Genomic DNA, 17,479 nt, shown 5'->3' with positions numbered 1-17,479 from the left:
GGTCCCATCAACTCGCTTTCCAACTACGGTCCGAGTTGCTCTTGCTGCCAACGGGATCCTGATTTAGACATTTTGCAACCTCGACAAACAGGCCGGCCAAAAGATTTCGGTCGGTCTTGACGTTGCTGAGATCAGCAAACATTTTCTCTATCAGCATCTGCACGCCTTCATTCTTCTGCTTGATCTCCTCACGCAGTAAATGATCGTTCCGATTTATCCGGTCTGCAACGTCGCGCTCAAGCGCGCTCAATTGATCTGACAACGCGCGCACCTGCTTTTCAAGTGCCTGGTTTTGCTCGCGAAGATTCCGATCTATCTCCTTGTCGGCATCGGCTCGCGCATCTTTTTCGCTCCGCAATTGCCCCGCAAGCGAATCGACCTGTTTTTTTGCATTTGACTCGTACATGTCGAGATTGCGCTTGGCCTCGGATTCGACATCCTTGAAGCGCTGCAAGACCCGTTCTTCAAGCTTGGAGAAGCGGCGGTCATAGTCCTGCATCTGGTTGCCGAATAGCAGATCACGTATCTTGTCGACACCTACAGCGTCGCCGGAGCCGCCGTTTTCGCGAGCCTGGACTCCCATGAAGTTCAGCCCGTTTCCTTCTGCGTTACCTATCAGGTTTCCGTCCGCCTTCTTTTCTGAAGAAACGGAATTCGAAGATTCCTTTGCCATGCTTTTGCCCTTCCATTTGAACACCTGCCACAGTGCAAAACCCCATATATAAGAAACTGAGCATGTCAGCAAAATACCCGGCTCGCAAGCCGGTATCGTCTTGACTTGAGCCGATTCCTGAGGCAGCCGAACGCTGCGTCGCAGACGAAGCAAGGGAGGTTTGGGGGCGAAGCTGTTTGAAAGGTGGTAGCCGCCGCTGGTCGGTGATCTAAGGCGGTAAACCCGGCCGTCGAAGCAGTGTCGCCCCGCAATCTCTGCGCTCACGGCCTCCCGACGTTCAACCGAAAGGCGATCAACCGAATTACACCGGCGTCAGGGCGCAGTTTCGTGCTCAAAGCAAGCGCCCGGATCAAGCTCGATAGAACCGCTTCACCAAACAACGGCAACGCTGCCGGTGTTTTGCGCACGCACTCGCGGATGGCGATGGTCGTCATGGTGGTTCTGTTCTCCTTGAACCTGGGTGTTTTCGGACCTCACCATTGCGGTCTCGATGGTGATCGACAAGCCGAAGGCGAACGCCTCGCCGATGTCATCATCGGCGGCTACGCCGACGCGTCCCGCAGCGTGCTGGATCAGGCACACGATAGGGCGCTGCAGGTCATTGCACTCAGCCCCGACGAGGCGCGGCGGCATCGCATTCTGGCCCCGGCCAAGCCGTATCGGATGCGGCACTCAACAGCCGTATCAACGCCGCTCGCCGCCTCCTCCTTGGCCTTCGGAACGGTGAGCGTACGGTCTTCGGGCCATGGTCGCATCATGGACGAATGGGTCTACCGATCCCTCCAATGAATTATGGCCCTCCACTCTTCGTCAAATTCATGACATACGGGACGATGGCGATCACTGGAATTGGTCGGGTTATCTTTTGGACGGGAGGCAGCCTGTGGATGGGGCAAGCCATCGCGCCAATCGAACTGCATTCCCACCATGCCATCCAAGCGTGCATCGGCTTACCAGATCAAATCCAGTTGCGCACCGGCGATACGATCCCTTGGGCAAGCTATAGCTGTGCGGTGGTCCCGCCAAACCTGCCACACGCGTTCCAGGCACCCGGAAAGATGGTAGCCAACATCTTCTGCGAACCCGAGTCATCCTTAGGTCGAGGGCTTTTGAGGCGCTTCGGTCGTGAGCGCATTATGGGCGTCTCTGCATTGGAAATTGCTCGACCTGCCCGGACTTTGCGGCTCGCATTCGACGACGGGCACTCCGACGATGACCTTGAGGACGCGGCACTCGATATTCTTTACTCCCTTTCGGGATCGGTCCCGGCGCGCCCGGTCGACCGGCGCATCAATCTTACCATCGCTTTCATTTCGGCAAACCTGACTGAATCCCTAAGCCTGCTAACCGTGGCCAGCCACGTTGAACTCTCATCAGGTCGGTTCAGGCACCTCTTCGTCGAGGAAACCGGTATTTCATTTCGAAGCTATCTTCTTTGGACAAGGCTCAATCGAGCGCTTGAACTCGGCTTCGGCGGAGCATCGTGGACCGATGCTGCCCACGCGGCCAACTTCGCCGATTCCGCGCATCTCAGTCGCTCGGCGCGGCGCATGTACGGGATCGCTCCAAGTTCCATCCGCCAGACCATCTCGTTGGCCGTCCGCCCGATGATTGCTTAGCCCCTTCGTTCAAGTTCTTGCTGAGGAAGGGGCCTATCGAGTTGTGCATCACGAACTCGACGCATTCCTCGAACCCAAGGAAGCAATAATGATCCAGATTGCGGTCCTGCGCGACCAGCTCTCACTCGACAGACGGAGCCTCACCGAGATTGCGACGGCGCTCTCGGTCGCCGCAATGCTCGGGGCGACGCTCTATAATCTCGGCTTCTTCGCGCCGGTCGAGTGGAGTCTTATCTCCGTACTCACCGTGCAAGACCTGTTGATCGGAGCGTCGATTGCACTTCTCCCGATGTCGGTTGGGGCGTGGCTCGCCCTACTCATCGCACGCTTCATCGCCAATGCGCCGCAGCGCCAAATGCGTACCTTAGGAATCTCAATTGTGATGGTCGCTTTCGGCCTCACGGGATCCTTCTATTTTTATCAGGGTCCTCATCAATCGACCGGTGGGCATCTTGCCTTCGCTTATCTCGCGCTTGCAGGTCTCGCGGCAATTGCAAATCTGATACTTACATCGAGAACGGCGGGTCGCGTGTGGCTCGCCTTCTCTTTGATTTATGTTCCCTTCTGTTTCGGCGCCGCTGATAGTTTACGAAAGATCTCAAATGGTTCGCTTGCAACGACAGAGATCGAGACTGATAGGGGCCTGGTCAGAGGTCGAATCCTGAGAATGACTTCAGGGTTTGCCATTCTCTTTGACGGCAAAGCCATAGAGGTGTTGCCGCTCAACAAGGTCCGCAGCATGCGGCGACTTTACTCGGCGTCACCTGAGATAGACTACCTTAAAGACGGCTTATCTGATCTCGCACCGTTGACTGCCCAAATCGACGGGGAACCCACGCACTAGCGGCTGCAATTGCATCATCGGCGAATGGCGGCCATCTAGGACGGCCTCGATCAGATCCGGCGCTAGCAGCGCTAGTCGTAGATTTTGGGAGCGGCCTATCCAGCTTCCTGGCCTCGGCCAGTTCGGAGAATGTAGGGAACTGCCCGCTTTCCAGTTGGTATAAGCTCCAGAGCGATTCGCGCGGCGCACCGGATAGCACCGTCAGGGGGTCATCGATGATGGGTGCCCAGTTCATGAGCAGGCTTGATCTTCCATAGCGATGGTAGCGCGTCGCGGCGCGTCGAGCAGGGCGGAACTCGCCGGAAACCCATTTGCAATCACCGAACCGATTGATGCCACGACCGAGCAGCCTGTTGACGATCGAGCCCAGCACTTTGCCGATCGTCGCGATCAGCCTGAGCGCTGTCGGTGAATGTTGCCCAGCGAGCAGGGCCTCCGACTGCAGCGGCAGGAATGGTCGCGGCGGCGAACGCGGTCAGGAACATTCCGCCGAAGGCGGCACCGTCACCAAGCATTGCGACCGTCAACTCGCCCTTGGCCATTTCGGATGCCGATCGTCAACGACAAAGCCTTGCGAACGCTCGTAACCGGCGAGACGTCGACATCAGCAATCATCTCCGTGGCGAGCGCCGAGTTAAGCCCCGGACCCGCGCCAGCGATGTCGAATGCCAGCAGGCCAAGCGCGACCGTCGCCAGTCCGGTCCTTACCATGCGAAGACCCATACCATGAAGAGAAACCGATAGGTTCTGTAGGCAAGCACCTCACGAATGATGTCACCTCCGAGTAGCCAGCAATACCAGCTCGGCGGGCGCGGATTCAGGCGCAATGCCTTCTCTCCGCAGACACGCTCAGCCATCGCGAGTGACAGGCTGTAGCCAAGAGTGACGGAACTTACTCAGCCGGGAAATGTTGATGTTCGACTTGCCTGTAGCTCAAACCAGCTCAACGAGGTTTCTTGGTGATCCTGACCCCAAACTTCGACCCGATTGCAGATGCGGAGGAACGCATTCGTGTCACCGAACTAGCACTTCAGCGCACAGAGGAGATGCTGGCCGAAAATATCGCGCTCAGCCGCAAGATGCGATGTCTGGTCGATGCAGCCGATCAGGAGATCAATACCAGACCACAATACTCGCCGGCTTGGGCTGATCACGCGATGCGCAACAGCTCGCGCAGGCGGACCGGCAATCGCGGCAAGGCTTGAAGTCGGCACAACTCCCCTCCCATAGCTTCAGATACTCGGCGATCGGGATACCGGTGCGGCCGGACCAGCGGTTGAGTGCGCCCAGTGCCTCGACACAGTCCGGCGTGCTGTCGTATTCGGCGAGGATAGTCACTGACATCGCCTGGGCGAAAGGATTGAGGCCGGGTATTTCGATTTCGCTGCGATGATCAATGAACCACGCCGCGGCGTCGCGGGTGAACCCCTGGCTGTCGGCGAGCGCGGTATAGCCTCGATAATGTTCTGGCGGTACTCGGCAATGGCATCGCCGAAAACGTTGTCGCCGGCGAAGGGCGGATTCTGCTTCCAGTCCTTCGCTAGGCGCCCCAGCCCGCGCAGCGAGAAGGCTTCAACCATCGCCTCCTCGAGCCACTGGCAGGGTGGCGCCGGCTTGGCATCGGCCTGCCAGCTGTTGGCTGCGACATGGCCGAGCTCGTGTCCAAACTGGTAGGCAAGCTTCGACCAGTCGCGCTCGCCAATATCCACAATAATCCACGCCGTGGTGCTGCCGTCGGGATGCAGCCAGACAGACGGTGGGCCTGACGTATGCTCGTCGACGCGAAGCCGCATCGGCAAGGCCTGATTGACTGATTGTCACCGCCGGCAAATCTTGACCGGAAGGCGCTATTGCCGGTGTGTCTTGGTCAGCGAATCGTTCAAGGGACTGGAAATGAGCCAATCGCAGGTCTCGGCAGCGCCGTCCGGACGGCTGCCGGACGCGTGGCTGCGCAATGCACGGCTGGCGTCGGGCCTTGTGCTGATGGCATTCGTGACGCTGCATCTCCTGAACCATGCGTTGCTCCTGATCTCGCTTGAAGCAGCGGAGAAGGGGCGCGCAGTGTTTCTGCTGATCTGGCGCAACCCGGCCGGCACGCTGCTCCTCTACGGCGCGGTCGCCACACATCCCATCCTTTCGCTGCTGGCGCTCTACCAGCGCCGCACGGTGACCATGCCGGTGCGGGAGTGGGCGCAGATACTGCTCGGCCTCGCCATCCCGTTGCTGATTGCCGAGCACGTGGTCGGCACGCGTGCCATGCACGCCCTCTATGAAGCCAACGACACTTACGAGTTTGTGGTGCGCTCGCTGTGGATCCTGACCCCGCAGAACGGGGTGCGGCAGGCGATCGCGGTGGTCGTCATCTGGGCGCATGGCTGCCTTGGCCTCTACTTCTGGCTGCGCTATCGTCAATGGTATCCGCGCACCGCCCCGGCCCTGCTGGTCCTGGCGGTGCTGGTTCCGGTCCTGGCGCTGCTCGGCTTCGCCAGCGCCGGAAAGGAGGTCTCTGGAATGGGACCGCCGCGGTCGCGGTCTATCGAGCCAGCCCTTTTCGATCGGGCACTTGCGACCAAGGAACGCATCGACAGCGGCATCTATGCCGGCTTTGCGGGACTGATTGTTCTGGTGCTCGTGGCGCGCATCGTTCGCGACCGCATCGAGCGGCGCAACCTGATCGAGGTGCGCTATGCCGGCGGGCGCAAGGTTCGCATTCCCCGCGGCTACAGCGTGCTCGACGCCAGCCGGCTGGGCGGCATCGCGCATTATGCCGTGTGCGGCGGGCGCGGCCGCTGCTCGACCTGCCGCATCCGCGTGCTTGACGGCCTTGCCGAGCAGCCGGAGCCCGGTCCGATCGAAGCGGCGACCCTGCGCCGCATCGCGGCCGAGGGCGACGTGCGGCTCGCCTGCCAGCTCAGGCCGCGCGGCGATCTTCGTGTCACGCCGCTGCTGTCACCGCCGGTCACGGCAGAGGGCCCGCTCGCCGCAACCGCCAGCGATCCCGGCCACGAGAAGGTCGTAGCGGTGATGTTCTGCGACATGCGCGGCTTCACCGCGATGGCCGACCAGCGCCTGCCGTTCGACGTGGTCTTCCTGCTCAACCGCTATTTCAGCGTGATCGGCCGCGCGGTCGAGAGTTCAGGCGGCCGCCTCGACAAGTTCGTCGGCGACGGCGCCATGGCGCTGTTCGGGTTGGAGACTACGCCCGGCGAGGCTTGCCGCAATGCGCTTTCCGCCGCCAGCGCCATTGTCGAGGGGGTTCGCGCACTCAGCGACGACCTTGCCGATGAACTGCGCGCCACCATCAAGGTCGCGATCGGCATCCATGTCGGCCAGGCGATCGTCGGCTCGATGGGCTACGGCGCGGTCATGAACGTGACCGCGATCGGCGACACCATCAACATCGGCAGCCGGCTGGAGGCCGCGGCGAAGGAATTCGAGGCGGAAGTCGTCGTCTCCGAAGCGGCGGTAAGGCTTTCGGGCATGGAGCTCCCCGGCGCGGAGGCGCGCGAGATCGACATTCGCGGCCGCGCCCGTCCGCTCGGCGTACTGGTCGTGCCGCGCGGCGCGGCTGTGCCGATCGCCTTGCCGGCAAAATGAGATAAGGCGGGCTCGAAAATCCCCGCCTCGGGGCGAAGCCGCGCCTCTACTCGCCCAGAACCACTGCTGAATTTCGAGCGACCGGTAACGGCCAATAATAAAAACAAGCACTTAGTTTTAAAGGCGCGTTAAGTAGCGCCTATGACGCAGTTCGCATGCGGTCACGAATCGGAAGTAGGGCGCTCCCGTCAGTGAAGGTTCCTCAATTCTGCTCGGCAGCATTCCGCAAAAAAGCGCAAAATATCGCTACTACGACCGTTCCGATCATGGCCCCGCGGCACAAGGGGCGGCTGATCGTAGGCCTCCAAAATCTCTTGCAGCACAATTTCGGCAGCTTCGATCGTGCCTGCCGTCGCAATCATACGAAGCTTGCTGATGGCGGCGTATATCGGAACCAGCTTGGCAGGGTTCTGCAGACGCTCGCAAGCGATCGCATCCGCATAGGTTTCCGATGCCTGGTTGATAAACTCGCCAAAGAGCCTCGCACGACGCGACGCATCGACACTACGCCGCTGCGCATCGCTTTGATGGCGCTGCGTAAGCCATGTTGTTGCGGAGGACGCGAGGGCCCCTACCGCGGAGCCGGCCATGGCCGCCAATCCCGAGATGTAAGCCAGGCTCATGTCCACGAAGCCAAATCCCGTCTGGTGAGCCGTCGCTGAACACGAAGGTAAACACCCCTGCTAAGCATAAGTATTGTAAGTCCAAGCATTGGTGGTTGACGCGAGCGCTTAGTGTCAGGGCAGCGCGTGCAGCGGCTCAACCTCAGCAATCGAAACAGGAGACCCGAACTCCACGCTCTCGCTAACCGGACGCCAGCGCTCCAGCTCTTTTGTCCGCTCGGCCTCCACATTCTGCACTATGGGAACCGCGTGCGCACCGATCACTAGGTGCGACGGCAGCTGCTCCATGCGCGAAAGACGTACTATCAGCGCTGCGAAGCGTTGCGGATCGATCGGCTCATTGCCCCAGAGCGACTCGAGTTGGTCCTGCGCCGCTCCAACCGACGCCTGATAATCTGGTCCGATGACAGGCCGGTTATCATAGGCGCGCTTGCCCCAGCCGGTGCGCATAGCACCGGGCTCCAGCGTCATGAGGTGAACTCCGAAGGGCGCCGCCTCGGCGCGCACGGCATCCGTGAAGCCGCCGACAGCCCACTTCGCCGCATGATAAGCGGCCTGCCCAGGTCCGGCAAAACGCCCGCCAATCGATGATACCTGCATGATCAATCCACGACGCTGCCTGCGCATGACCGGCAAGGCCGCGCGGGTGAGATTCACCGTGCCGAAGAAGGTAGCCTCGACGAGCTTCCGGAAATCTTCGGACGGCATTTCCTCAAACGGATGGCTCTGGCCATATCCGGCATTGTTGACCAGCACATCCAGCCTGCCGAACGACTCGACCGCGCCTCGGACAGTTGCTCGGCCCTGCGCCTCGTCGGTAACGTCGAGCAACATGGCGCGAGCCTTATCGCCAAAGCGCGCGACGAGATCGTCGAGCTTGGCAACATCGCGCGCCGTCGCGACAACGCGATCGCCAGCGTGAAGCGCGGCCTCCGCGATGCTGCGTCCCAATCCATGCCCCGCCCCGGTAATCAACCAAATCTTCGTCATATCAAGCTCCTGTTCATCAAGGCTGCTGAACCTGCACCACCGCGCCAGGCGCGTTGGGTGTGCCCTCGCGGATGCCGAGGTAACGGCGGGCAACCGGCACATCGCCCTGGACGATCTGGCGGATCGGCCCGGTCGTGTTGACCACGGCCGAACCCGTCGGATTGGTCATGAACTTGGCAAGCGGCTCCACAGTGCCGCTCCCGTCGGGGTTTGCCGACAGCACCAGCTGGTAGGGATGCTTCGGCAGAAGCCCTGTCACTCCCGCTTGCAAGATCTGCGTGAGGCCCTGGTCGAACAACGCGACGGTCGTGAGCGCCTTTCCTCCCGCGCCCAAAATGAGCTTCGTAGCCCCTCCAGCGACCGCCAGCGGCTGCAGATTCGCGAGTCCGTCGCCTTCCGACACCGCGTTGGTTACGTAGCCGATCGCCTGCGGCGCCTGGCCGATTGGGACAGTTCCTATTACCCTGTTCGTGGCCGTATCGATGATAGCTAGGGCATCGTCGTTCTCGAGCCCGACGAAGATCCGCTTGCCGTCGCCAGACGGCCAAACCCCGTGCGGAAGACGGCCAACGGATATGGTCGCGACTCTCTCGAAACTATCGGTGCGGAATACCTGCACCTAGTTGAGTCCGCCGACGCTGACGTAGGCGAACTGACCCTTCCGCGTGTCGATGAAGTTGACATGGTTGGTAAGGGGGCCGGTGTCCATGACCTTGAGCTGTGAGAAGGGTGGATGCGCGTCGATCACCACGGTGGCACCGATATCCTTCAGCGTGTACCAGACCTGCCGGCCGTCAGGCGTTGCGGCAATGTTGGGACAAAAGGGGCTGGGCTGCGGCAGGCTGGCAACCTGGCTGTGGCTGGCGACGTCGAACACCACCAGCTCGGGCGTGAAGGACGAGCAGACATAGCCGTAGCGGCCATCGGGCGAGAAGATCGTCATCCCTGGACCGTTGGGGGTCTTGAGCCGCGCCTTCTCCGTGTAGGTCTGCGGATCGATCACCGAGACATAGTCCTCGCCGCGGACCGTGACCCAGAGTTCCGTGCCATCAGGCGTAAAGAAAGCCTCGTGCGGCGAGCGGCCGACATAGGTCGTGTGCTTCACCGCATTGGTGGCGGTGTCGATGAAAGTAACCGAGTTGGAGCCGATGGATACGACGGCAAGCGTGCGTCCGTCGGGAGAAAAGCCAAGCCCGTGGACCAGGACCTGACCCTTGTAGAGCGGACTGAAATTGCCCGGCTGCGGATCGCCCAGCCGGATGACCCCGAGCAGCTTGGCCTCGATCGGATCGGTGACGGAGACGGTATTTGAGAATTGCTCAGCGGCGTAGACGCGGTCGTGATGGCTCGCGGCAACGTCGCGCCCCCAAGGCGCCTGCCGCTGCTGCTGCGCAAGTGCTGCCGTCGCCACGGAAGCTGAGATCAGCACTACGAATGTCTTGTACACCTCAATGCCCTTTCTGTCGCTCATGCGCCTCCGGTTGGGTGGGAACAGGTTCAGGCGGGGGGAGTGGATCACCGATGGCAAGCCGCATGGCGGCGATCTCCTGCTGCTGATCGACGATGATCTCCTGGGCGATGCGCCTGAGCTGCGGATTCGTGCCGTAGCGAAGCTCGGCGACGGCCATGTCAATCGCGCCCTGGTGGTGCGGGATCATCATCGTGGCGAAGTCGCGATCGACGTCGCCGGTGGCCCGGGCCTGCATCGCGTCCATCATGCTGTCCATCGCGGCATTCATTTCATCCGCAAACTCGCTCGTAGCCGTCGGGGCCGGAGTGGCCGCCACGACGAGAATTGCAGCGCTCAGCAAAATGGCAGTTCGGTGCATTGGCCACGCGTCCTTTCTGACTGCGGCGATCATCCGGGCCTATCGGCTCGCGACGTCCATCACCGCCTGCGCGAAATCCCGTGGCGCTTCTTGCGGAAGGTTGTGGCCGATCCCGCCCCGGATCGTGCGATGCTCGTACCGGCCGGTGAACCTCGCGCGATAGGCTTCGGGCGGCGGATGCGGCGCACCGTTGGCGTCGCCTTCCATGGTTATCGTCGGAACGGTGATCGCCGGATTCGATGCCAGCTTGCGCTCGACATCGGCGTAACGTGTTTCGCCTTCCGCCAGGCCAAGCCGCCAGCGATAGTTGTGAATCACGATCGCAACATGATCGGGATTGTCGAAGGACGCCGCGGTTCGATCGAACGTCGCATCGTCGAAATGCCACTGCGGCGAGGCGAGCTTCCAGATCAGCTTGTTGAAGGCGCGGGTGTTCTTTTCGTAGCCGAGCCGGCCGCGCTCGGTCGCGAAATAGAATTGATACCACCATTGATATTCGGCGTCGGGTGGCAGCGGCTGCTTGTTCGATTCCTGGCTGCTGATCAGATATCCGCTGACCGCGACCAACCCGCGCACGCGTCCGGGTGAAAGCGCAGCGACGATGTCGGCCGTGCGTCCGCCGATGTCGAAGGCGCCCAGCAATGCGCGTTCGATCTTCAGCGCGTCCAGCAGATCTATTAGGTCCTGCGCCAGCACAGCCGGCTCGCCGTTGCGCATCGTATCCGCGGACAGAAAGCGGGTGTCGCCGAATCCGCGTAGGTAAGGCACGATGACGCGATACCCCTCGCCGGCAAGGATCGGCGCCACCTCGACGAAGCTATGGATGTCGTATGGCCAGCCGTGCAGCAGGATCACAACGGGACCGTTCGCCGGCCCTGCTTCGGCATAGCCGATGTTGAGCAGCTCCGTCCGCGCCTGCTTGATGGGCGCAAAGGTCGCGGCCAATTTCGGCTGAACCGGTTTTGGGGTCTTGGCGGCCGCTCGGCTCGAAGCGCTCACGATACCGAAAGGCATGGCGGCAAATGCCACGGCGGCGCCGCAAAAGGTCCGGCGACCGCCATCGATATTTTCCATCTGGATGTCTTCGCTCTGTTGTACGCCGCGCATAGCAATTCCTTTTCTCCCGAGTTGCGTGCTCGCGGTCCCAAGACATGGGAACGCGGAATGAGCCACGGGGCAGAGGGGAGTGAGCGAACCGTCCGCTCTCATGGACACCTAAGTGTCATCCGCGGTCGGCAATCGCTATTATACCATGGTGTTTGTGATACCATCGTACAGGGTCGCTGGTCGTGCGCCCGCCAGAGCGTCCCTCGGATTGATGCCCTTCAGATTGGCGAATGACTTCGCGAATGTCCGAGCCGAGCGGATTGGCCCGATACCAAGGCACAATAGACGTAAGGGCGGAGAATGACGATGCAGGTTGAGCTCGCCCGTCTCTTGGATTCACTGCCTGCAATGGTCTGGACTGCGCTGCCCGACGGACACGTCAACTTCATCAACCGGAGGTGGCTGGAGTATGTCGGCCAGCCGGCGGAGGAAGCCCGGCGATGGGACTGGGAGGCCCTGATCCATCCGGACTACGTGTCGGCGGTTGTCGCCGATTGGCGATCGATAGTGGCGTCGGGCCAACGGGGAGAAATCGAAGCCCTCTTGCGAAGGTTCGACGGGCAGTACCGCGCGGTCCTGATGCGCTGCAGACCTATTCGCGATGAGCAAGGACGGATCTCGCGATGGTGTGCCATAGCCACGGACCTCGAGGATTCCCGGTCCGCCGACGAGACCCAGCCGCGTGACATCGATTTCCAGTCGCCCAATTCCAGCGCAGAAAACCTCCAGCTCACGATCGATACGATTCCGGCAGCCGTATGGTCCGCTCGTCCGGATGGCTCAGCTGACTTCTTCAATAGGCACTACCTGGATTATATCGGCCTTCCATTAGAAGAAGCGTTGGGTTGGGGTTGGACGCAAGCAATTCACCCGGACGATCTTCCAAAGCTCCTGGATACCTGGCGGGCGCTGTCAATCCTCGGGAAAGCCGGAGAGGCGGAAGCCAGGATTCGACGGCATGACGGCGAATATCGCTGGTTCCTGTTTCGCGCTTCCCCTCGCCGCGACCGGAAGGGCGAGGTTGCGAAGTGGTACGGTTTCAATACGGACATTGAGGATCGTCGGCAGATGGAAGGGAGGCTGCGCCGCAGTGAGGCCTTCCTTGCGGAAGGCCAGCATCTCGCGCGCATGGGCAACTTTTCCTGGCGTGTCGCGAGCGGTGAAATCATTTGGTCAGAGCAGCTCTACAGAATCTTCGAGTTCGAGCCGGGCACCGCCGTTACTCTCGATCGGATCGCTATCCGCGTCCCTCCAGAAGACGTCCCGATGATGGTGGACATGGTGGGGCGAGCACAGCGCGGCGAAACTGATTTCGAGTACCAGCACCGGATCATGTTTGCGGACGGACGGATCAAACATCTTCACCTCATCGCGCACCGCGCCACGGATCGTGACGAAGTGGAATACATTGGCGCGGTTCTCGACATTACTCAGCGGCGTGTTTCCGAAGAGACACTTGAAAGAGTTCGGTCCGAACTTGCCCAAGTCACTCGGATTATGAGTCTTGGCGCGCTGACCGCCTCGATCGCCCACGAAGTCAATCAGCCGCTTTCCGGTATCGTCACCAATGCCGGCACCTGCCTTCGCATGTTGTCTGCCGATCCGCCGAACATCGAGATCGCCAAAGAGACGGCTCGCCGGACTATCCGTGATGGCAACCGTGCCGCTGATATCATCGCGCAATTGCGCGCGCTCTTCAGCAGGAAGACCGTCAGGTACCAACCCGTCGATCTGAACGAGGCGGCGCGCGAGGTGCTGGCCCTGGTTGCGGGCGACCTGCAGAGAAACCACGTGGTCCTGCACGCCGAATTTGTTGATCGGCTTCCGCTGGTGGGTGGCGATCGAATTCAGCTTCAACAGGTCATCATGAACTTGCTCCGCAACGCGTCCGATGCGATGCGAGACGTCGATGATCGTCCGCGACAGCTCAGTATCAAGACCGAGCCTGGCGGCGACGATCATGTGAAGCTGACGGTTCGGGACGTCGGCGTCGGCTTGGGGACCGAGGATCCGGACACGGTCTTTCAAGCTTTCTACACGACCAAGAGCGACGGCATGGGGATCGGCTTGTCGGTCAGCCGGTCCATCATCGAAAGCCATGGCGGGCGGCTCTGGGCGGAAGGCCATGACGGCCCCGGCGCCAGCTTCTCGTTCACAATTCCCAGCAGTGCGAAGAGCAATCCAGGTATTCCGGACACCGACGCCACGCGTGCTTCAGCCACGACAGGGTCCTCATGACAAGCTCGGGCCCCCTCGTTTCTGTCGTCGATGACGACCAATCTGTCCGCGAGTCCTTACCGGACTTGCTGAACGCATTCGGTTTTCGCGCCAAGACATTCCCCTCCGCCGAAGACTTTCTGTCATCCGGCAGCATCGTCGAGACGAAATGTCTGATCTTGGATCTTGCCATGCCCGGGATGACCGGACTCGAATTGCACTACGAGCTGCAGCGCCAAGGCCAGTCGATACCAACCATCTTCATCACAGCACACAAGGATGAGACGATGCGGCCGCGGCTCATTGAGCAGGGCGCTGTGGATTGCCTGTTCAAGCCTTTCAGCGACACAGCATTGCAAGGGGCCCTCGGTTCGGCATTCGCATCCGACTGAGCGCCTTGTCTTGCCAGCGCCGCCGGGAAGGAGGACAATTATGATCCCAGCGGCTCTGGCGACCGTGCCTGGCAAGGGCGATATCGATGGTTGACGAGGCTCCTGTTGTCTTCGTGGTGGACGATGACGTGTCCGTCCGCGAGTCGCTCGAATTGCTAATCCGCTCCGCCGGCTGGAAGCCGCAGATTTGTGCATCAGCCAAGGAATTCATGGATTGCGTGCGGCCGGACGTTGCCAACTGCTTGGTCTTGGATGTCAACCTGCCAGACCTTAACGGTCTCGATCTCCAGAGGTTGGTTGCCAGCGATCGCACCGAAATGCCGATCATCTTTGTTACCGGTTATGGCGACATCCCAACGACAGTGAATGCAATGAAGGCTGGCGCAGTCGAATTTCTGCCGAAGCCGCTTAACGACACAGTATTGATCGAAGCGATCGAACAGGCGCTCACACGGAGCCGCGCCGAACTTGCACTTGCCGGCGAGATGCGTCTGCTTCAGCAGCGCCACGCCTCGCTTACTCACCGCGAACAAGAGGTCATGGCGCTCGTTGTAAGCGGTCTGTTGAACAAGCAAGTCGCATACGAGCTTGGCATTACGGAGATTACGGTCAAAGCACACCGCGGGCAGGTGATGCGCAAAATGCACGCGCGCTCACTTCCCGAGCTGGTCAACTTCGCGGCAAGCCTGGGCATCAACCGTGTCGCACAAGCGAGTTTCCAGCGCCGGCTTTGATTCCGCGATCGGCGGAAGCGGCGGCAACGGGAGAGTCGACCAGTCATCGGGGCCGCGTCTGTTTTGGGGCGACAAGCGGCAGGATGCGCGCGTGCGCACACCCTCACAGTAGCGTGCCTTTTTCGCCCGGATCTGCGGCGTGCCGGCCGCGGCCCTCGCCGGCTACGCTTTGGGTTGCAAGCCACATTTCAGAACCCCGAAACACAAAAAACCGCCCCGGTTAGACCGGGACGGTTATTGATTTATGATGAAAGTGGTTGCGGGGACAGGATTTGAACCTGTGACCTTCAGGTTATGAGCCTGACGAGCTACCGGGCTGCTCCACCCCGCGTCACCATTGGATGTAAGCGCAAGCCTACAAATAGGTAGATGGCTCACCAAATGAAAGGGCCGCTTACGCGGCCCGTGGTCCCTTGGCGGGCCTTGTTCGTAGAGAGAAGATTTCACTGACATCCGATTGGATGTGAGTTCAACGTGCGTTTAGCAGACCTGGCAGCGACCTACTCTCCCGCGTCTTGAGACGAAGTACCATCAGCGCTGGAGCGTTTCACGGCCGAGTTCGGAATGGGATCGGGTGCAGCCGCTCCGCCATAACCACCAGGTCGGCAAAACGCACGTTGTTCGAGAAGCTGTTTTTTGTGCCTTGGACGTTCTTTGATCTTGGCGCCTTTCGAAGCGAAGCTTCGCAAGGTCGACCGACCGTCGGCGCTGATGCACCGCACCCACGTAGCGCCGCCCGCAGGGCGGAACAAGCGTGAGTGAGAACAAACCATCTGACCTTGTCAGATGAGCATAAGGAATGAGAACGATCAAGCCGATCGAACTATTAGTACCGGTAAGCTTCAAGCGTTGCCGCTCTTCCACACCCGGCCTATCAACGTGGTCGTCTTCCACGGTTCTCAGGGAATACTCGTTTTAAGGTGGGTTTCCCGCTTAGATGCCTTCAGCGGTTATCCCGTCCGGATATAGCTACCCTGCTATGCGGCTGGCGCCACAACAGGTCCACCAGAGATCCGTCCATCCCGGTCCTCTCGTACTAGGGACAGATCCTTTCAATATTCCTACACCCACGGCAGATAGGGACCGAACTGTCTCACGACGTTCTGAACCCAACTCACGTACCGCTTTAAATGGCGAACAGCCATACCCTTGGGACCTGCTCCAGCCCCAGGATGCGATGAGTCGACATCGAGGTGCCAAACAACCCCGTCGATATGGACTCTTGGGGGTCATCAGCCTGTTATCCCCGGCGTACCTTTTATCCGTTGAGCGATGGCCCTTCCACGCGGGACCACCGGATCACTATGACCGACTTTCGTCTCTGCTCGACTTGTCAGTCTCGCAGTCAGGCAGGCTTATGCCATTGCACTCAGCGAACGATTTCCGACCGTTCTGAGCCCACCATCGCGCGCCTCCGTTACTCTTTAGGAGGCGACCGCCCCAGTCAAACTACCCACCATACATTGTCCCGGACCCGGATAACGGGCCGCGGTTAGACATCCATAGTAATAAGGGTGGTATTTCAAGGGTGGCTCCACCTGAGCTGGCGCCCAGGTTTCAAAGCCTACCACCTATCCTACACATGCCACTACGAATGCCAATGTAAAGCTATAGTAAAGGTGCACGGGGTCTTTCCGTCTAACCGCAGGAACCCCGCATCTTCACGGGGAATTCAATTTCACTGAGTCTATGCTGGAGACAGCGGGGAAGTCGTTACGCCATTCGTGCAGGTCGGAACTTACCCGACAAGGAATTTCGCTACCTTAGGACCGTTATAGTTACGGCCGCCGTTTACTGGGGCTTCGATTCAGAGCTTGCACCCCTCCTCTTAACCTTCCAGCACCGGGCAGGCGTCAGACCCTATACGTCGTCTTGCGACTTCGCAGAGCCCTGTGTTTTTGATAAACAGTCGCTACCCCCTGGTCTGTGCCACCCTCCTCCACTTGCGTGGAAAAGGGTCACGCTTCTTCCGAAGTTACGCGTGCAATTTGCCGAGTTCCTTCAGCATAGTTCTCTCAAGCGCCTTGGTATACTCTACCAGACCACCAGTGTCGGTTTCGGGTACGGTTTATAAGGAGGAGCTATTTCCTGGAACCACGCAGCAGCCCGTTCAATCCGATAAGATTGGACTACCTCAATGATCCGTCACTACCTCCAAGCCCACGAATATTAACGTGGTTCCCATCGACTACGCGTTTCCGCCTCGTCTTAGGGGCCGGCTAACCCTGCTCAGATTAGCTTTAAGCAGGAACCCTTGGTCTTTCGGCGGGGGAGTCTCTCACTCCCCTTACGTTACTCATGTCAGCATTCGCACTTCTGATACCTCCACCACCCCTCACGGGTATGGCTTCATCAGCTTACAGAACGCTCCGCTACCGCTCGTGATTGCTCACGAACCCTAAGCTTCGGTGTATGGCTTTAGCCCCGTTACATTTTCGGCGCAAAGACCCTTATTTAGACCAGTGAGCTGTTACGCTTTCTTTAAATGATGGCTGCTTCTAAGCCAACATCCTGGTTGTTTTGGGATCCTCACATCCTTTCCCACTTAGCCATAACTTGGGGACCTTAGCTGTAGGTCAGGGTTGTTTCCCTTTTCACGACGGACGTTAGCACCCGCCGTGTGTCTGCCGACTAGTACTCCCAGGTATTCGGAGTTTGGTTAGGTTTGGTAATCCGGTGAGGACCCCTAGCCCATCCAGTGCTCTACCCCCTGGGGTATTCGGTCGACGCTCTACCTAAATAGATTTCGCGGAGAACCAGCTATTTCCGAGTTTGATTGGCCTTTCACCCCTAGCCACAAGTCATCCCGAACTATTGCAACAGTTATGGGTTCGGTCCTCCAGTAAGTGTTACC

Annotated in this window: 15 protein-coding genes, 1 tRNA gene, 2 rRNA genes and 1 pseudogene (1 of these 19 running past the window's edge); 8 read left to right on the top strand and 11 right to left on the bottom strand. The window is 59.9% G+C overall.

From position 1 onward, the window contains the following. Positions 1-7: 7 nt before the first annotated feature. Positions 8-937 (bottom strand): hypothetical protein, encoded by a 930-nt coding sequence (locus JG747_RS08515; RefSeq protein ID WP_244748351.1) that lies wholly within the window; start codon positions 935-937, stop codon positions 8-10. Positions 938-1,000: 63 nt separating this feature from the next. Here JG747_RS08515 and JG747_RS08510 point away from each other — a divergent pair, with 63 nt between their 5' ends. The 3 genes from JG747_RS08510 (at position 1,001) to JG747_RS08500 (ending at position 3,136) form a co-directional block, all read left to right on the top strand. Beyond that, positions 1,001-1,462 carry a hypothetical protein gene (locus JG747_RS08510; RefSeq protein WP_202361574.1) on the top strand — a complete coding sequence of 154 codons (462 nt, stop codon included), beginning with the start codon at positions 1,001-1,003 and terminating at the stop codon, positions 1,460-1,462. Positions 1,463-1,506: 44 nt separating this feature from the next. Further along, positions 1,507-2,292 carry a helix-turn-helix transcriptional regulator gene (locus JG747_RS08505; RefSeq protein WP_202361573.1) on the top strand — a complete coding sequence of 262 codons (786 nt, stop codon included), beginning with the start codon at positions 1,507-1,509 and terminating at the stop codon, positions 2,290-2,292. Positions 2,293-2,380: 88 nt separating this feature from the next. After that, complete coding sequence (locus JG747_RS08500) at positions 2,381-3,136, top strand: hypothetical protein (RefSeq protein ID WP_202361572.1); 756 nt, start codon at positions 2,381-2,383, stop codon at positions 3,134-3,136. A gap of 317 nt (positions 3,137-3,453) precedes the next feature. Here the strand turns inward: JG747_RS08500 and JG747_RS08495 are convergent, their stop codons facing one another. Next, a complete protein-coding gene (locus JG747_RS08495; RefSeq protein WP_202361571.1) occupies positions 3,454-3,678 on the bottom strand; it encodes a hypothetical protein in 225 nt (74 codons plus the stop codon). Between the two features lie 414 nt (positions 3,679-4,092). Here JG747_RS08495 and JG747_RS08490 point away from each other — a divergent pair, with 414 nt between their 5' ends. Beyond that, positions 4,093-4,341, top strand: coding sequence for a hypothetical protein (locus JG747_RS08490; protein ID WP_202361570.1), 249 nt, complete (start codon positions 4,093-4,095; stop codon positions 4,339-4,341). Positions 4,342-4,470: 129 nt separating this feature from the next. Here JG747_RS08490 and JG747_RS08485 read toward each other — a convergent pair whose 3' ends face one another. After that, positions 4,471-4,929, bottom strand: coding sequence for a hypothetical protein (locus JG747_RS08485; protein WP_244748350.1), 459 nt, complete (start codon positions 4,927-4,929; stop codon positions 4,471-4,473). A gap of 100 nt (positions 4,930-5,029) precedes the next feature. Here JG747_RS08485 and JG747_RS08480 point away from each other — a divergent pair, with 100 nt between their 5' ends. Further along, positions 5,030-6,733, top strand: a complete 1,704-nt coding sequence (locus JG747_RS08480) for an adenylate/guanylate cyclase domain-containing protein (RefSeq protein ID WP_202361569.1) — start codon at positions 5,030-5,032, stop codon at positions 6,731-6,733. Positions 6,734-6,921: 188 nt separating this feature from the next. On the opposite strand, the gene JG747_RS08475 is transcribed toward JG747_RS08480, so the two are convergent. The 5 genes and pseudogenes from JG747_RS08475 to JG747_RS08455 form a co-directional block, all read right to left on the bottom strand. Beyond that, positions 6,922-7,356 carry a hypothetical protein gene (locus JG747_RS08475; RefSeq protein ID WP_202362245.1) on the bottom strand — a complete coding sequence of 145 codons (435 nt, stop codon included), beginning with the start codon at positions 7,354-7,356 and terminating at the stop codon, positions 6,922-6,924. Positions 7,357-7,470: 114 nt separating this feature from the next. Further along, positions 7,471-8,346 carry an SDR family NAD(P)-dependent oxidoreductase gene (locus tag JG747_RS08470; RefSeq protein ID WP_202361568.1) on the bottom strand — a complete coding sequence of 292 codons (876 nt, stop codon included), beginning with the start codon at positions 8,344-8,346 and terminating at the stop codon, positions 7,471-7,473. 16 nt (positions 8,347-8,362) lie between these two features. Continuing rightward, a pseudogene (locus tag JG747_RS08465) lies at positions 8,363-9,817 on the bottom strand (YncE family protein). Then, on the bottom strand, positions 9,795-10,175 hold the full coding sequence (locus JG747_RS08460) for a DUF305 domain-containing protein (RefSeq protein WP_446720468.1): 381 nt from the start codon (positions 10,173-10,175) through the stop codon (positions 9,795-9,797). The pseudogene JG747_RS08465 and the gene JG747_RS08460 overlap by 23 nt, the downstream one beginning before the upstream one ends. A gap of 39 nt (positions 10,176-10,214) precedes the next feature. After that, positions 10,215-11,249: an alpha/beta fold hydrolase gene (locus tag JG747_RS08455; protein ID WP_202362244.1), complete on the bottom strand. Its 1,035-nt coding sequence runs from the start codon at positions 11,247-11,249 to the stop codon at positions 10,215-10,217. Positions 11,250-11,588: 339 nt separating this feature from the next. Between JG747_RS08455 and JG747_RS08450 the strand changes: the two genes are divergently transcribed. The 3 genes from JG747_RS08450 to JG747_RS08440 all read left to right on the top strand — a co-directional run bounded on the left by JG747_RS08450 (position 11,589) and on the right by JG747_RS08440 (position 14,625). After that, positions 11,589-13,520 carry a PAS domain-containing sensor histidine kinase gene (locus JG747_RS08450; RefSeq protein WP_202361566.1) on the top strand — a complete coding sequence of 644 codons (1,932 nt, stop codon included), beginning with the start codon at positions 11,589-11,591 and terminating at the stop codon, positions 13,518-13,520. Then, positions 13,517-13,891, top strand: a complete 375-nt coding sequence (locus JG747_RS08445) for a response regulator (RefSeq protein WP_202361565.1) — start codon at positions 13,517-13,519, stop codon at positions 13,889-13,891. The genes JG747_RS08450 and JG747_RS08445 overlap by 4 nt, the downstream gene beginning before the upstream one ends. Positions 13,892-13,977: 86 nt before the next feature. After that, positions 13,978-14,625, top strand: coding sequence for a response regulator transcription factor (locus JG747_RS08440; protein ID WP_202361564.1), 648 nt, complete (start codon positions 13,978-13,980; stop codon positions 14,623-14,625). Positions 14,626-14,879: 254 nt separating this feature from the next. Here JG747_RS08440 and JG747_RS08435 read toward each other — a convergent pair. The 3 genes from JG747_RS08435 to JG747_RS08425 all read right to left on the bottom strand — a co-directional run. Further along, positions 14,880-14,956: transfer RNA gene (locus JG747_RS08435), tRNA-Met, on the bottom strand. Between the two features lie 156 nt (positions 14,957-15,112). After that, a 5S ribosomal RNA gene (gene rrf, locus JG747_RS08430) occupies positions 15,113-15,227 on the bottom strand. 203 nt (positions 15,228-15,430) lie between these two features. Next, positions 15,431-17,479 (bottom strand): 23S ribosomal RNA (locus tag JG747_RS08425) (it continues 751 nt past the right edge of the window).

This window comes from Mesorhizobium sp. 131-3-5 (genome assembly GCF_016756575.1).
GTDB lineage: Bacteria > Pseudomonadota > Alphaproteobacteria > Rhizobiales > Rhizobiaceae > Mesorhizobium > Mesorhizobium jarvisii.
Note: the sequence above shows the minus strand (reverse complement) of the source record. Positions and strands in the feature narration are given on the sequence as shown.

What these genes read in the sequence shown, in the direction of transcription:
- JG747_RS08505 (WP_202361573.1), top strand. Translation starts at nt 1,507, where the DNA reads ATGGCGATCACTGGAATTGGTCGGGTTATCTTTTGGACGGGAGGCAGC.
- JG747_RS08500 (WP_202361572.1), top strand. Translation starts at nt 2,381, where the DNA reads ATGATCCAGATTGCGGTCCTGCGCGACCAGCTCTCACTCGACAGACGG.
- JG747_RS08495 (WP_202361571.1), bottom strand. Translation starts at nt 3,678, where the DNA reads ATGGCCAAGGGCGAGTTGACGGTCGCAATGCTTGGTGACGGTGCCGCC.
- JG747_RS08485 (WP_244748350.1), bottom strand. Translation starts at nt 4,929, where the DNA reads ATGCGGCTTCGCGTCGACGAGCATACGTCAGGCCCACCGTCTGTCTGG.
- JG747_RS08480 (WP_202361569.1), top strand. Translation starts at nt 5,030, where the DNA reads ATGAGCCAATCGCAGGTCTCGGCAGCGCCGTCCGGACGGCTGCCGGAC.
- JG747_RS08475 (WP_202362245.1), bottom strand. Translation starts at nt 7,356, where the DNA reads ATGAGCCTGGCTTACATCTCGGGATTGGCGGCCATGGCCGGCTCCGCG.
- JG747_RS08470 (WP_202361568.1), bottom strand. Translation starts at nt 8,346, where the DNA reads ATGACGAAGATTTGGTTGATTACCGGGGCGGGGCATGGATTGGGACGC.
- JG747_RS08460 (WP_446720468.1), bottom strand. Translation starts at nt 10,175, where the DNA reads ATGCACCGAACTGCCATTTTGCTGAGCGCTGCAATTCTCGTCGTGGCG.
- JG747_RS08455 (WP_202362244.1), bottom strand. Translation starts at nt 11,249, where the DNA reads ATGGAAAATATCGATGGCGGTCGCCGGACCTTTTGCGGCGCCGCCGTG.
- JG747_RS08450 (WP_202361566.1), top strand. Translation starts at nt 11,589, where the DNA reads ATGCAGGTTGAGCTCGCCCGTCTCTTGGATTCACTGCCTGCAATGGTC.
- JG747_RS08445 (WP_202361565.1), top strand. Translation starts at nt 13,517, where the DNA reads ATGACAAGCTCGGGCCCCCTCGTTTCTGTCGTCGATGACGACCAATCT.
- JG747_RS08440 (WP_202361564.1), top strand. Translation starts at nt 13,978, where the DNA reads ATGGTTGACGAGGCTCCTGTTGTCTTCGTGGTGGACGATGACGTGTCC.